The following is a 14,287-nucleotide window of genomic DNA, read 5'->3' as shown; positions in this document are numbered from 1 at the left end:
ACGAGAGGAGCGCGACGCGGCACTTGAGTCCCCCTCCGCCCGCAGTACCCGCAGGGTGCGAGGACGGAGGCCAGCGGGGATTGGATGACACGAACGAAGTGAAGTTGTCGGACAATCTCCCTGCTGGCCGTAGTGGATACCCTTCTAATGAGTCCTGTGATTCGGGGGTATCCACTGAGCGGGAGAGGCTGACAGCTCATCTGGATGTGCGTCTCTCCCGCTCCGAGCACGGTGAGGTTACTCAGCGTGCGAGTGCACTCGGTGTGAAACCGAGTGCATGGGCGCGTGCCGTCATGCGTGATGCGTTGGACTCTCGCCGTAGCGGGGTTCAAAACATTGAACGCATGGTGGCTCGTTCCCGCCGGAACCGTCAGGTCGACGGCGCAAAGGTCGAGACGCTCCGCAGGATCGGAACGACCTTCGAGGGGCTGCGACGCGACATTGCTCGCGCTCGCAAAGATGGTGCGTCGATCACTGTGGAGGTCGACGACTCTAAGCTGGACAAGGCATGTGCTGCGTTGGCCGAGCTGCGCTCTCACCTCGGAGACGAGACACGGCTATGAGCGCGAATGTGAAAATCGCGAGCGGTCTAAGTGCTCGTAGCTCTGTGGCTTACTCGCTCTACGGGCGTGGCGAGCAGAACCGTCAGCACATCAGCGACGGTACGACGCGTGCAGCAGGGTACGCCTGCACGATGGAGTCTCCTGAGGCGTTCATCGAGTATGCCGAGGCTCAGGCGCGTAGCCACGGACGTAAGAACGAGGTCTACAACCTCATCCTTTCGTTCGATCCGACCAAGTTCGACGTCTCCAAGCCCGGGGATATTGCCCGTGCTGTCGAGATTGCTGAGCAACTCGCGTCGGCGGCTTTTAGTGTTGAGTACATGGTTGTGGTCCATGACGATGCCGACGGCGGGCACGTGCACGCGCACATTACCGTCGTCAACCATGACGAGCTGACCGGTAAGGCTTTGAAGCGCAATACGTCGTGGTCGCATGGCTTACGTCAGCTCAACGACAAGATTCTTGTCGAGAATGGGTTGGAGCCGAATCCTGACCCTGCGGCTCCGAAGCCTGACTGGGAGTTGCGTCGCGAGCAGTTCACGACTGGCGGGTTCGAGCAAGTTCTGGGCGATCAAGTCTACGAGTCGCTAGCCGACTCCCGCAGCGTAGACCGTAAGGCTTTCGAGCAGGTGCTTAGCGAGCACGGGGTACGGCTCAAGGTGACCGACCGAGATGGATGGACCTACTCGATGAGGCGTTCTGACAATGGCAAGTGGGGCAGGAAGAAGGCCTCCGCGCTCACACCAGAGTTCACTGCCGATGGCGCACAGAAAATCTTTGACTACAAAACACAAAAAGGAGCTACTCATGGGGTTGCTGGACACAATGAAGGAAGCCGACGAGCAGCAGTCGACTTTGGAGAAATTACAGAGCTTGACGTCACTGCTCGACGCGCAAGCCAAGCAGATGAGAAGGCTAACGAACGCTGTGAACAGCCTGAGCAAGTATGTGGAGGTGATGGACGAGGCGCACATGTCCAAGCTGAAGGCGTTGACCTCGCAGCAGTCCGAGCTGCCCTCGCACGCGCAGCTCGACGACGTGACGAAGAACAGGCTGAGCGAGATCGAGAAGACGCTCGGCGAAATCGGAAATCAGCTGAGCGCAAGCGCCGCAGTGAAGCTGAGCGACGGAGAAGTCGTGAAGCGTTCCGATATCGATTCGTACAGGATGATGCAGGTCCTGGAGTCTCGGCTGAAAACGACGACTTCGAGCTTGGATAATCTCACCAAGACCGTCGGTAATGGCAGAACGGTCAAGTTCGACTATGCCAAAGTAAATGCGTATGTCATCGAGCAACTCGACAAGAGCCTCACGAAGGCCGTACAAGCACCTGTGCAGCGTGTTGAATGCGCGGTGGAGGGGTTCGAGCAGCGCGTAAGCAAAGTTGGCGTTGAAAAGATCTCCGAGGCGGCTCAGAGAGTTGATGTAGTTCTCGACAAGGCTGATGACCTAGTGGTTGAGATGGGGCGCGCTGAGCGCCGCCTACAGGCTCTGGAGGGCAAAGTGACATGGGCCGCTGTTGGGAGGCTCTGCCTTGCACTGCTACCTCTGGCTGCGACCTTACTTGTCATCGGTGGTCTTGTGATGGGTGTGGCCTATGCCGCCGGGTTCGGTCCACTTCTTGGTTGGGCATGGTCCTCTTTCAGCGCAGCCCAGGCGTGGTGGGCTAAGTTGCTCATCGCGCTGGGCACATTGACAGGTGTGGTCGGGTTCGGAGCACTGGTCTGGTGGCTTGCCAAGCGTCTCGGGGAAGATTTTCGCCACTGGTGAGCCGTGGAAAAGAAGAACCCCGCAGCCTTGTGGCTACGGGGTTCTTCTTAGCAGTTTCTGAACACAAACACCCCACCGTCCGGGGCGTCTATCACTGTGTAGTCGAAGGCGAGGTCACGAGACCATGCCTCCCAGTTAAAGTAGCGCTGGGCTTCCTCCGGCCAGTCATCGGTCAAGGCGATGTCCTCAGCGAGCTGGGTAGCGTAATCGTCGAACGAGTCCCACTGGCCTTGGTATGCATCTTCAAACTGCGACATCGATGGGATATCTCCAGTGCCCTCTGCGATGTAGCATCCCGAGCTGACCCAAGCGCATACGGCGGGCCACTGGTCGGGATCTGCCTCCTCGAAGCAGTCACCCCATCGGCCAGACTCAGCAAGACCTATCTCGCCTTTCACAGGCAAGTTTTCGTGGTCTATACACCAGATTTCCTCACAGCCTGAGTAGGGGCCTCTAAAGCCATCGTGGAGCGATGTGATGGTGACGTCGGAGACGTCAGTGCAGTCGACCCACCGGCCGACGAGACGACCGTTGTTGTAGCAGTTCAGACACGCTGGCCAAACGCGAGGCGTGGTATCAGTGATGGTCATGGCGATCTCCTCCAAGTAGTTGGACGAGAGGGACCTGACCGGCAGTGCTCAGAGAATCGGCGCTTACGCCAGATCCGCTCTCACACGATCACCCGACGCGGCTGCGCCGCGTTCTCACCGCCACTTAATGACCACAGTGTCAGGGTTGAAGGCTTTCTTGCCACGAGGATGAGGGAGCAATGTCACGGTCGCAAGGACATCAATCACCTGCCGCTTGACCTCCAACGAAGCATCGAGGAACGCCTGAGACGGGTCATCCGATCCAAGGACGGGCGAAAGACCAGCAGCCTGTCCACGCATGAGGCGCTCGGACTCTAGCTGGGCGATTCGGGCCTCGGCGGCATCACGGATACGTTTAAGGTCCCGGCCCTCGATGATCTCTTCGTCGTAGTCACGTTGGGCTCTCAGAATGCGAGCACGCTGTTCAGAGATGGCCGCATTGATACCCGAGCTTGTCGAGGCTGAGTCGACCACAGCTTCCATACGCACAGCATCCGGCTTCTCGAGGCGTTTAGCGATCGCCTTCAAAACGAAAGCGTCGACTTCGGTACCGCTGCGCATGAGGCTCGTGACAGTAACATTGGCCTGTTCATCGCGCTGGATATGCTTGGAACACCTGTAGCCTCGCGGAGCTCCGGTGACCTTGGCATCGCAGACGCCGCAGCGGTAGAGGCCGGAACCGAGGTGCTTTCGCTTCGTCGATCCAGAGGTGTTGGTCGCGCGCTCGGTGTCGTCGAGGATGCTCTGAGCTCGCCACCACGTCTCATCGTCGACAATCGCGTCCCATTGCCCGCATATCGGCTCTCCCGCGTCGTCTCGGAGAATCTGGGCACGCCATGTGCGACGGCGTCCGCCGTCGGGTTGAGCAGTCTTGGGTGTGTAGGTAGACATCTGGGCATACCGGGGGTTGCGCAGAATGCCGAGGATTGTCGAGGGGCTCCAGTCACCGTCGGGGGCCACCGGTCGCGGTTGCTTACCCTCGGCAATACGTCGCTGGGCACGCTCAACAGAAACGACATGGGAGTGCTTGGGACGGGGCGAAATGCCGGAGATAGGCTGAGTGCCGCTGAGTGCACGCGCCAGAGAACGCAGGGACTCAGGATGGTCGGCACGGGTGAACAGGCGGTAGATAGCGCGAACAACTTCGGCCTCGTCGGGAATGACATCACCGTTGACGGCGTACCCCAGCGGTCGCATACCCTTGGGTGCTCGTCCCTGCTTGGCACGCTGGAGTTGCGCGGCTGACTGGCGAGCGCCCTTGCGCTCTATCTCGGCACGAGCGACAGCGGCCTTGATACGGGCATACATACGTCCACCGTCGGTTGATAGGTCAGCATCACCGTTGGCAGTAACAAGGGCTAGGCCCCGCAATTCAGATGCGTCGATCCAGTCTTCAAGTTGACGGGGCTGGCGAGTGAGACGGTCAAGGTCGTAACAGATGATGGCGTCGAAGGCTCCTGCCTTGTAGTCAGCAACCATCTGGCCATAAGCCGGGCGAACCTTGGTGCGGTCGGTGGCAGACTTCGACTGATCTACGTAGGTTTCAACGACCTCCCACTGGCGATACGCGGCGAGCGCCTCACACTGCTCGCGCTGGCGGTCGATGGCCAGGCCATCCATCTCACGGTCGAGAGAGATACGAAGGTAGATAGCGGCCTTGCGGGGCGCAGAACTGTCACTCAATTGCACACAGTCATTCTACGCCTATGACGTAATCAGTGTTCAAAATAGCTGACGATATTCTTCAGCGTCTGCTTCTACTGGTTCAAGTCCAACTGCGTGGCAAACGAGACCGTGAGATCGAGGGCATCGACGAGTCTTTTCCAGCCTGCTCGGCAACGCGCACATCGGGTCTAAATAACCTCATCCCGGAACGCGAGAGCGTGGTGGTGTTGTGTCAGCGATCCTTGAAGGTGTCCCCCTCAACATCAGCCTTGACCAATGGGGCGGCCACCACGAACGCACGTAGATCCTCGGCGAAGAAGCGGTCAATGCGACTGATGTGCTCGGCGAGCAGCGGGTCGGTCTCCATCTGCGGAAGTAGGTCGCAGTAGTAAACCCCGTCGAGCGGGTTGAGCTTCACCGTGTAGCCCTTGAAGTGCCCGCGAAGGAAGGTCTGACTCGTGCCATAGTTCGGTTCCCTCCCCTTCCGCTGCACATCGTTGAGGAAAATGGCGAAGTGCGGTGTGGCGACTCCGGTCAGTCGGTTGTACAAGAACTTATCGATGAAGACCTTGTCGATACGGTCCTTACTCGAAGTCTTGACGGAACCGATTGCCTTCAAGTCGCCTTCAACCTCCACCATCAGGTCGTGCTGGTAATTCATCTTAAACTGCTCGACGCCATCGTCGTCCATCACAGGAACCTGGAGCACGCCCGACCGACACTCCACTCCACAATGGTTGATAGCCAGGCCGATGAACCGCTCAAACAGGTTGCCGTTGATCTTTCGGGCCCTGTTCGAACTTCCTGCTGGCAGGGCGTCCAAGGCAGCTCCAATTGACTGCTGCGCGGTATAAATCACCCGGTTCAAGGAGTCCCGATGCGCAGCGTCGGGCACGAATCCGTCGTCGAGAACGCCGTCAAGCGCCTCGTAAAACGTCTCGACTGCAGCGTCAAACTCATCGGCCCCGTAGTAGAGCTCACTGTTGATAGGACGCGTCAACTGGTAGCCCGCGTCGGCCTTGTACTGGAAGAAGCGGTAGTGCGGAGTGTTGCGCGCAACCAATTCGGCTTGAAACCCATGGTCACCGCGGTACTCAAGGAACGCTTTAGCGAAGTCAATGTAGTGCCGCATCGTAAGAAAGCGATCTTGGTCCGTCGCCCACTCGCGGAGGCCCGTAATGTTCATCGGATCGATCCTCGTCTCTGCATGTTGGATCTGTCGTGCTCAAACCACTCCATTGGCGTGCGCTGATGCATCAGCTGCAGCCGCTTTGCCGCCCAGCCGTTGTATTGCGGGTCGAGTTCACACGCGAGGAATCGTCGCCCCAGTTGCGCGGCAACCACCGCAGTGGTTCCAGAGCCTGAGAATGGGTCGAGAACAACCTCCCCTGGGTGCGAGCTCGCGAAGACAAACTTCCGCACCAACTCCTCCGGCTTCTGCGTCGGGTGAGGGGTCTTCTCGTTCATGCCGTTGCAGGTTGTTGGAACTTCGATTACATCCTTAGGCTTGGCCCCCATCGGGTGCGGCGTCCATTCCTCTCGCTTAACCTGCCCTTTGCCGTAGGCGGACGTCTCCGCCTGGGGGTGGCCGGGGTATTTAAGCGTGTGCGCGCCGTACGGAATACGAACGAAGTCGATCTCCGCGAGCTTCTGTCGCTTGGACTTACGCAGGTGCAAGATTGACTCGTGCGAACGACCCCAGTCACTGCCGAGGTTGGCCTTGTTCTTGTAGTGCCAAACGAGCCAGCGAGAGGCCGCGAAGTTTCTCGATGCGGGGTGCTTGAGGTCGGCGAGAATCTCTGAAAAGCCACAGATGTACAGGCTGCCGGTCGACTTGAGCACTCGACTGGCCTCAATGATCCAGCTCAGACTCCACTCAATATAGGCCTCCTGAGACTCAAAATTATCCCAGTCAGCTTTCTTGATGTTGTAAGGAGGGTCGGCAAAAATCAGATCGATCGAGGCATCCTCTACCGAGGCGAGCCACGCGATCGAGTCTCCCTGAAAAATAGTGCCTTCTGGGGCTTCGATTTGCGGTTGAAACTCACCGAGCCCAACTGCGTTGAAGTTCTCGTCTCGAGCTAGATCACGCACCGTGCGCGACGAACCCTCGGCGACAGTGAATAGAGCAGCACTGCCATCAGCACCCAACTCGTAGTCAGCAGCACTCATTTCCTACTTCCAGACGTTAGTCCTGTTCGGAACGTCACCACGTCGCCGTCGGCCATGACGTAGTCCTTGCCTTCCTGGCGGACCTTGCCGCGGGCCTTGGCTTCCGCCATGGAGCCGGCCTCGTCGAGGTCGGTGAAGGCGACGATCTCGGCCTTGATGAAGCCGCGTTCGAAGTCGGAGTGGATCACGCCGGCGGCCTGGGGGGCAGTGTCACCCTTGTGTATGGTCCAGGCGCGGGATTCCTTGGGGCCTGCGGTGAGGTATGTCTGCAGGCCGAGGGTGTCGAAACCGGCGCGGGCGAGGGAGTGCAGGCCGGGTTCGTGCTGGCCGACGGATTCAAGGAGCTCGGCGGCTTCCTCCTCGTCGAGTTCGAGGAGTTCGGTCTCGGTCTTGGCGTCGAGGAAGACGCAGTCGGCGGGTGCGACGAGGTCGCGGAGTTCCTGCTTGCGGTCATCGTCGGTGAGGACGGTCTCGTCGGCGTTGAAGACGTAGAGGAACGGCTTCGCGGTGAGCAGGTGGAGTTCGCGGAGCGTTCCGAGGTCGATCTCGTCCTTGGCTTTGAACAGGGTGCGGTCGTCCTCGAGGATCGTCTGCGCTTTCTTGACGGCCTCGACCTCGGCGGCCTTGGACTTGTCCTTGCGGGCTTCCTTCTCCAGCCGCGGGATGGCCTTCTCTATGGTCTCGAGGTCCGCGAGGATGAGTTCGGACTCGATGACGGCCATGTCGCTGACGGGGTCGACGCGTCCGTCGACGTGGATGACGTCGTCATCGCTGAAGACGCGGACAACCTGGCAGATGGCGTCGGATTCACGGATGTTAGCGAGGAACTTGTTACCCATGCCCTCGCCCTGGGACGCACCCTTGACGATGCCGGCGATGTCGACGAAGGACACGGTGGCGGGCAGGATGCGCTCGGATCCGAAGATCTCGGCGAGACGCTTCAGGCGCGCGTCCGGCAGTTCGACTAGCCCGACGTTGGGCTCGATGGTGGCGAACGGGTAGTTCGCCGCCAGCACATCGTTGCGGGTCAGTGCGTTGAACAGGGTTGACTTGCCGACGTTGGGCAGTCCGACGATTCCAAGAGTAAGGCTCACAGTCGCACATCCTATCAACCTCGCCCGTACGGGCCGGACACCGCCAGATCCGCAGCATCCCGGGAGGAGTGGTGGCGTGTCGTAAAGCGCTCGCCGATCACCACACCCGGGTTCCCACTTGGTGGACACCATGTTTTACCCAGTGAAATGTGGTGCTAAAATCATCGGCGGTTAAGAAAAACCGTAGAACGCGCTGAAGGTTACCGGCGTGGCGCCACACCTGCCACCAGGTACCTGCGTGGACACATATCCGCGGCCGTGTCTCACAGTCACCACCCCGACACCCTCCCACTGCCGTGGCCCCTCATCCGACTTGATTCGAAAGGCCGGCAATGGCTGCTGACACTTCTCAAGGTCGCGAAGTATTTTCCACCCGCATAGCGTTCCTGCTTGCGGCGATTGGTTCCGCTGTGGGCCTGGGCAATATTTGGCGCTTCCCCTACGTCGCCTATGAAAACGGTGGCGGAGCATTCCTGATTCCCTACATGGTGGCTCTGATCACCGCAGGTATCCCCCTCCTCTTCCTCGACTACGCGTTGGGCCACAGGTTCCGCGGTTCCGCCCCCCTCGCCTACCGTCGTCTGCGGACTTGGGCGGAGCCCGTCGGCTGGGTACAGGTGGGCATCTGCTTCATCATCACCATCTACTATGCCGCCATCATCGGTTGGGCAGCTCTCTATACGCTGAAGTCCTTCAACACAGCATGGGGCGATGACCCCAACACGTATTTCTTCGAGGATTTTCTGAAGTTTGACAGCACACAGATGGTCTCGATGGACATCGTGCCGCAGATCGCCCTCGCCCTGGCTTTCGTCTGGGTTCTGGCGATCATCGTGCTCGCGATGGGTGTCGATGAGGGTATCGGCCGAATCTCGAAGGTGTTCATGCCGGTTCTGACGGTACTGTTCATTCTCGTTGTCGGATACTCCGTCACCCTGGAAGGCGCAGCGGAGGGGCTCAACGCCTTCTTCACTCCGAACTGGTCCGCACTGAGCGATCCGGGTGTGTGGGTTGCAGCGTACGGTCAGATCTTCTTCTCCCTATCCATCTGCTTCGGCATCATGCTGACGTACTCGTCATATCTGAAGCCCCGCACCAACTTGACCGGCACCGGTCTGGTCACAGCGTTCGCGAACTCCTCCTTCGAGGTTCTCGCCGGTATCGGCGTGTTCTCCGCCCTCGGCTACATGGCTGTCCAGCAGAACGTTCCCGTCGACGAGGTCGCGACCTCCGGCATCGGTCTGGCGTTCATCGCGTTCCCGGCGATCATCAACCAGATGCCTCTCGGCCCCGTCTTCGGTGTCATGTTCTTCGGTTGCCTCACCGTGGCCGGTTTCACGTCTTTGTTCTCCCTTCTTGAGGTCGTTGTCTCCGCTGTGAAGGACAAGCTCGCTCTACCCCGCAAGGCCACCGCTTTGGGTGTCGGTGTTCTCATGACGCTGATTTCCCTGACCTTGTTCGCCACGACCTCCGGTCTCGCAACCCTGGACATCATGGACAAGTTCGTGAACAACATCGGCATCGTGGGTATCGCCCTGATCGCGATCATCATCGTGGACTGGGTTCTGCGTCGATCGGATGAGATGGCCCTCCACCTCAACGCAGTTTCCAGCTTCCGGGTCGGTAACCTGTGGCGCATCTGCGTCGTGAACATCACGACGATCGTTCTGGGTTACACGCTGCTGCAGGAACTGATCAGCCTGGTCCAGGAGAACTACGGTGGATACACCGACGTCCAGGTGAATGTCTGGGGTTGGGGCGTCGTCGCCCTGATCCTGACCACCGCCGTCGTCATGAGCCTCGTCCCGTGGCGCGGAAACATCGCCCTGGTCGGTCCTCCCGGTTCCGACTTCGGTGTCGACCCCGACCTGCAGCTCGAGATCACCACCCCGCAGAAATACGATCCGGAACGCCCGCGGCACGCAGGCTTCGCGGTTGAACAGTTAGGAGCCCGCAAATGAGTGGCATCGCAATCATGATGATGGTCCTTTTCATGGTCGTCATTTGGGGCGGCCTTCTGGTCAGCATCCTCGCCCTGCGCAAGCATCCCGATGATTCCTCCGGGGTGCTCGGCACGTCCCATCTCGCGACGGACGATGTCCTGATCGAACAGGAAAAGGCCGGCCTCCCGGCCCGCCCGACCGACTAGACACATCAGCTTCCCAGCCGTACCCCGACCGCCTCAGTGCTGTCGGGGTACGGCTTTTCCTCCACCAACCCGGGGATTTTCCATCCTGCTAAATCCAAGGTCGGAGCAGGCATCACGACACTTACGCCGTCCTTCGATCACGATGTTCAGAAGCACGGTGTTTTAAGGCAATATAGGGGCTGTGACCGACCCTCGCGAACCTTCCACCCCCGACTCCGGACGTAATCCCGGAAATGGCCCAGCGCTGTCCGGAGTAGTCGATTCCCCGGGTGTAACCCCCCTCTCCGGAACCGATCACCCGCCCGCTGCAGAAACCCTCGCGGAAGAGGCTTCCCGGGCTTTCGAGGAAGTTCAACCGGATGCACCGATCGACCGGTCGGAGGTCATCGCCGAAGGACTACGGGAGTTCGCGGCATGGTGTCTCCGATTGTTGATCGTCTCTGCAGCCGCCTGCATGGTCGGTTTTGTTCTCCTGAAGTTCTGGCAGGGCGTTCTCCCGGTGGTTCTCGCCCTCATCGTCTCATCCGTACTCCACCAACCGGCGTCGTGGCTTCGACGCCACAGGGTTCCCGCCGCACCCGCAGCCATCATCACGATTCTCGGTACGATCGCACTTTTTGGCGTGGTCATCGCCCTGATGGCACCCAGTGTCGCCCGCCAATCCCAGGCTCTCTACTACCAGGCGTTTGAGGGCGTTCAACGTGTCCAGTTGTGGTTGCAGGATCCCCCGGTCCAGCTCCAGGGCAATGATCTGGGCGACTGGTTAGCTGAGGGGGCAACGTGGATGCAAAATCAGGCTTCGGCGATAGCCGGTGAGATCTTCGCCGGACTCGGAATCGCGTCGACGATTCTCATCATGCTCGGCATCGTTCTCGTGCTGACCTTCTTCTTCCTCAAGGATGGGGACCGGTTCCTACCCTGGATGCGGGAGGTCACCGGGCCCAGGGTCGGGTGGCATCTGACGGAGCTCCTGACCCGGGCTTGGAACACGTTATCGGGTTTCATTCGCGCCCAGGCGATCGTGGCACTGTTGGATGCGGTTTTCATCGGTCTCGGGCTGGTTCTCCTCGGCGTGCCGATGGCCCTTGTCCTCGCCCTACTGACTTTTATCGCCGGTTTCATCCCCATCATCGGCGCGGTCGCGGCGGGGGCTCTCGCGGTGCTCATTGCCTTCGTGTCCCTGGGTGTCACAGAAGCCGTAGTGGTACTCGTTCTGGTAATCATCGTCCAGCAGGTCGAAGGCTACGTTCTTTCTCCTTGGCTGCAGTCCAGGGCCATGAACCTGCACCCCGTCATCGTGTTGGTCTCAGTCACCGTCGGAGGTGGCCTCTTCGGCATCATCGGGGCTTTCCTCGCAGTACCGACCGCCGCGATGGTCGCGGTTCTACTGCGCTATCTCTCGGATATGGTTGCACTGCGTGCCGGGGAGAAAACCGCGGATGAGATCGTGTTCGCCACTGTTGCCGGTTCACTCACCGCCCGCCACGGTGAGGAGGCCGGTCGTCGGATGCGTGCAGCGCGTCGATCCGGGGACAGGTTCTCCAGCGGGTTACGCACCGCAGAGGCAGGTACCGATATGGGGGCATCGCCGCGGCGGGGTTCACCCACAGCTCCGCAGAACCGAATCCAGGATCTCACCTCGAAATTCGTACATATTTTCGACACGCCGCGCCGGTGACACCACCGTGTCCGATGCAGATGGCACAGTGGTGTCATGAGTCCGTCGGCAGGTTTTCTTCTCACGCTTCTCCTCGGCATCGTCATCGGTGCCCTTCTTGGTTGGTTCGCCCGTGGGCAGACGACGGGAACCGCAGCTCCGGACATCGACCGCCTCGCAGAACTTGCGACGGCACGTTTGCGGGCAGACACCGCAGAGCGCACCTCAGACGCGGCAGAACAACTCACTGGGAGGGTAAACACCTCCCTCGCACCTCTCCAGCAGGCTGTCGTTCAACTGAGTCAGCAGGTTCGCGCACTGGAGCAGGAAAGGGTCGAAGCCTACGCAGCACTCAGCAGCCAGGTTCAGTCGATGACACGCACCTCGACGATGCTGTCGGATCGCACGGGCAAGCTCGTCACAGCACTCCGGGCACCTCAGGTTCGAGGAAGATGGGGCGAAATGCAACTGGAACGCGTGGTGGAGATGGCAGGCATGGTTCGGTATTGCGACTTTGACACCCAAGTACACACCCGCGGCACCGATGGGGCCCTCCGCCCCGATCTCGTCGTACGGCTTTCGGGCGGACGCACCATCATCGTCGACTCCAAGGTGCCATTCTCCGCGTACCTCGATGCCCTCGATACGGAAGATCCGGAAGAGCATGCCGCACACCTTCGTCGACACGCCCATCATTTGCGCCATCACGTGAATCAGCTTTCCTCGAAGAACTATGCTGCCGCATTCGATCGGACACCGGAGTTCACCGTGCTCTTCGTCCCCGCAGACCCATTCCTCGACGCCGCACTGACCACCGATCCTGAGCTTCTCGAGCACGCATTCTCCCGAAATGTAATCCTCTCCACACCGACAACTCTGGTTGCGTTGCTCCGCACGGTCGGGCTCGGGTGGCAGCAGGAGGCCGTGAATGAGCAGGCTGCGGAGATACACCGGCTGGGCAGGCAACTTTACTCACGCTTGAACACGATGGCGGAACACTACAATAAGGTCGGAGCCGCTTTGGACCGCGCTGTGGACGCCTACAATTCGACGCTCGGGTCCCTGGAGTCGAGGGTCATGGTCACAGCCAGAACCCTGGACGAAATGGATGCCGGTCCCGTCACAAAGTCCCGGCCGGTGAGTCTTCATCCGGCGACGACACGGAGCCGACGGATCACCGGTCCGGGGAACATCTCCGCTCCCTGATCAAGCACGTTCCCAAGTCTTCGACATCCGCCACGGGGTGAGGCTACCGAATTTCAGGCCTGGAGTCGGTAACATAGCCTTCCGTGCCCCAGCAGCCCATGAATCGGTCGAAGACCCGACGCCCCGGCCAATCCGGTCTGCGTGCCGGTTTCCCGATCTGGATTTGTCCACTCATCATGGTGCTGACGCTGGTCACCGGCACGGCGATCAGCGTCGATCAGCAGCAGATCGGTGTCGTCTATCTCGGCTTGTTCGCCGCAGCAGCCCTCGGCTGTACGCTAACAGTGTGCCCCCGGGGGCTCTGGTTAACGGTCACCGGAATGCCGCTGTTCTTCGGTGTCGCCACCCCCATCGCGGCGTGGACCGTCGCCCGTTCCACAGCGGCTGAAGGAAGCGACGCATTCTCCACCACCGGAATCGTCACGGCGATCTACCCGTTGGCCCAGCATTTTCCGGTTCTTGCGGCAACAACCGTCGGATGCATTCTGATAGCTATCCTCCGACTGGCCCGTGTCCGTAAACTACAGATCGCGGCCCAACGAACCCATCGTCAGACCAGACGCAAACTCACCGTCGCCGAACAGCGCAACATCGCTGCCGCGTCTCGCGCTAGGAGAATCGGAGCAGCACGGGACGTCGATTCCAGGGCTCGCCGCGAGAAGATCGATGGGGATACTCGACCCACGGTCGCCGAGCTACGGCAGAAAGCACTTGAAGAGAAAGCCGCAGCAGCAAACCGGAAGCGGCCACGCACCAGTGAATCCCCCTCAGATAGTTCCCCACTCCCCCGCCGTCGACCTTCAAGGGAACACCCCCACCCGCAGACAACCGGAGATGCCGGTCGGCACACCGTGACAGAACGTGCCTCAATCCGTCGTCCTACGGAGAACAGCCATCCCCGGACCCCACGGCCACGTCTCCCGGAACGCACAGCCGGGACAACCGACCGTCCCATCAGAGTGCGGCCCGCGCCTCGCCCTGGGTCGGTGTCCGGCGCATCGCAGCGCCGCCCTGATCTCAGGCGAGACCGGTACATGATCGGGGAGACCGCACGCGGTCGGATCCAGGATCCTCGAGGCACCCGATCCCGTCACGCGGAATCCTCCGAATATCCGCGAGATTCCCGCCAGCGGCGCGCAGCATCACGTCCGCTACGATCTCGGGACGACCGCCCAGCGGGCAACGGTCCGGCACGACCCCAGGCTCCGGCACCCGGCCCGTCGTCTGAGAGCTCTCCGGAGCCCGAACCCAGGCGTCGCCCGACATGGCTGGACGACGATCTCTACACCTGACCTGTGTCGCACAGGTGTTCAGTGGGCGTTGCCCACTCGGTCTAACACCCCTGATTTTGTGCCCCAGTACCCCACATAGGAAAACCGGGATCTATCTTTCTTCTGCACGAAGATGAGATCCCGGCGCCT

The 14,287-nt window shown here is 60.3% G+C and carries 13 protein-coding genes and 1 pseudogene; 8 read left to right on the top strand and 6 right to left on the bottom strand.

The genetic code is table 11. The features are described 5' to 3' along the window. Window positions 1–23: 23 nt before the first annotated feature. Window positions 24–563: a hypothetical protein gene (locus QWU43_RS05100; protein ID WP_370917300.1), complete on the top strand. Its 540-nt coding sequence runs from the start codon at window positions 24–26 to the stop codon at window positions 561–563. Further along, a pseudogene (locus tag QWU43_RS05095) lies at window positions 509–982 on the top strand (relaxase/mobilization nuclease domain-containing protein); the annotation flags it as partial. The gene QWU43_RS05100 and the pseudogene QWU43_RS05095, both read left to right, overlap by 55 nt. A gap of 18 nt (window positions 983–1,000) precedes the next feature. Here the strand turns inward: QWU43_RS05095 and QWU43_RS05090 are convergent. Then, window positions 1,001–1,123, bottom strand: coding sequence for a hypothetical protein (locus QWU43_RS05090; RefSeq protein WP_370917299.1), 123 nt, complete (start codon window positions 1,121–1,123; stop codon window positions 1,001–1,003). A gap of 247 nt (window positions 1,124–1,370) precedes the next feature. Between QWU43_RS05090 and QWU43_RS05085 the strand changes: the two genes are divergently transcribed. Then, window positions 1,371–2,333 (top strand): hypothetical protein, encoded by a 963-nt coding sequence (locus QWU43_RS05085; protein WP_370917298.1) that lies wholly within the window; start codon window positions 1,371–1,373, stop codon window positions 2,331–2,333. Between the two features lie 47 nt (window positions 2,334–2,380). Here the strand turns inward: QWU43_RS05085 and QWU43_RS05080 are convergent, their stop codons facing one another. The 5 genes from QWU43_RS05080 to ychF form a co-directional block, all read right to left on the bottom strand. Continuing rightward, window positions 2,381–2,923 (bottom strand): antirestriction protein ArdA, encoded by a 543-nt coding sequence (locus QWU43_RS05080; RefSeq protein WP_370917297.1) that lies wholly within the window; start codon window positions 2,921–2,923, stop codon window positions 2,381–2,383. 114 nt (window positions 2,924–3,037) lie between these two features. Further along, window positions 3,038–4,612 (bottom strand): recombinase family protein, encoded by a 1,575-nt coding sequence (locus QWU43_RS05075; protein WP_370917296.1) that lies wholly within the window; start codon window positions 4,610–4,612, stop codon window positions 3,038–3,040. A 208-nt stretch (window positions 4,613–4,820) separates the two neighbouring features. Continuing rightward, window positions 4,821–5,774 carry a hypothetical protein gene (locus QWU43_RS05070; RefSeq protein ID WP_370917295.1) on the bottom strand — a complete coding sequence of 318 codons (954 nt, stop codon included), beginning with the start codon at window positions 5,772–5,774 and terminating at the stop codon, window positions 4,821–4,823. Next, on the bottom strand, window positions 5,771–6,760 hold the full coding sequence (locus tag QWU43_RS05065; protein WP_370917294.1) for a site-specific DNA-methyltransferase: 990 nt from the start codon (window positions 6,758–6,760) through the stop codon (window positions 5,771–5,773). Before QWU43_RS05065 ends, QWU43_RS05070 begins: the two co-directional genes overlap by 4 nt. Then, window positions 6,757–7,854: a redox-regulated ATPase YchF gene (gene ychF / locus QWU43_RS05060; RefSeq protein ID WP_370917293.1), complete on the bottom strand. Its 1,098-nt coding sequence runs from the start codon at window positions 7,852–7,854 to the stop codon at window positions 6,757–6,759. The genes QWU43_RS05065 and ychF overlap by 4 nt, the downstream gene beginning before the upstream one ends. Window positions 7,855–8,186: 332 nt before the next feature. On the opposite strand from ychF, the gene QWU43_RS05055 reads away from it, so the two are divergent. The 5 genes from QWU43_RS05055 (at window position 8,187) to QWU43_RS05035 (ending at window position 14,158) form a co-directional block, all read left to right on the top strand. Then, window positions 8,187–9,815 (top strand): sodium-dependent transporter, encoded by a 1,629-nt coding sequence (locus QWU43_RS05055; protein WP_370915177.1) that lies wholly within the window; start codon window positions 8,187–8,189, stop codon window positions 9,813–9,815. Next, window positions 9,812–10,003, top strand: a complete 192-nt coding sequence (gene metS, locus QWU43_RS05050; protein WP_370915178.1) for a methionine/alanine import NSS transporter subunit MetS — start codon at window positions 9,812–9,814, stop codon at window positions 10,001–10,003. Before QWU43_RS05055 ends, metS begins: the two co-directional genes overlap by 4 nt. A 181-nt stretch (window positions 10,004–10,184) precedes the next feature. Beyond that, complete coding sequence (locus QWU43_RS05045) at window positions 10,185–11,681, top strand: AI-2E family transporter (protein WP_370917292.1); 1,497 nt, start codon at window positions 10,185–10,187, stop codon at window positions 11,679–11,681. A gap of 36 nt (window positions 11,682–11,717) precedes the next feature. Beyond that, window positions 11,718–12,866, top strand: a complete 1,149-nt coding sequence (locus QWU43_RS05040; protein ID WP_370915180.1) for a DNA recombination protein RmuC — start codon at window positions 11,718–11,720, stop codon at window positions 12,864–12,866. Between the two features lie 83 nt (window positions 12,867–12,949). Further along, the gene (locus QWU43_RS05035) at window positions 12,950–14,158 is read left to right on the top strand and encodes a DUF6542 domain-containing protein (RefSeq protein WP_370917291.1); all 1,209 of its coding nucleotides are present in this window, start codon (window positions 12,950–12,952) and stop codon (window positions 14,156–14,158) included. Window positions 14,159–14,287 lie beyond the last annotated feature (129 nt).

The sequence above is a fragment of the Corynebacterium sp. CCM 9204 genome (assembly GCF_041357695.1).
GTDB lineage: Bacteria > Actinomycetota > Actinomycetes > Mycobacteriales > Mycobacteriaceae > Corynebacterium.
Note: the sequence above shows the minus strand (reverse complement) of the source record. Positions and strands in the feature narration are given on the sequence as shown.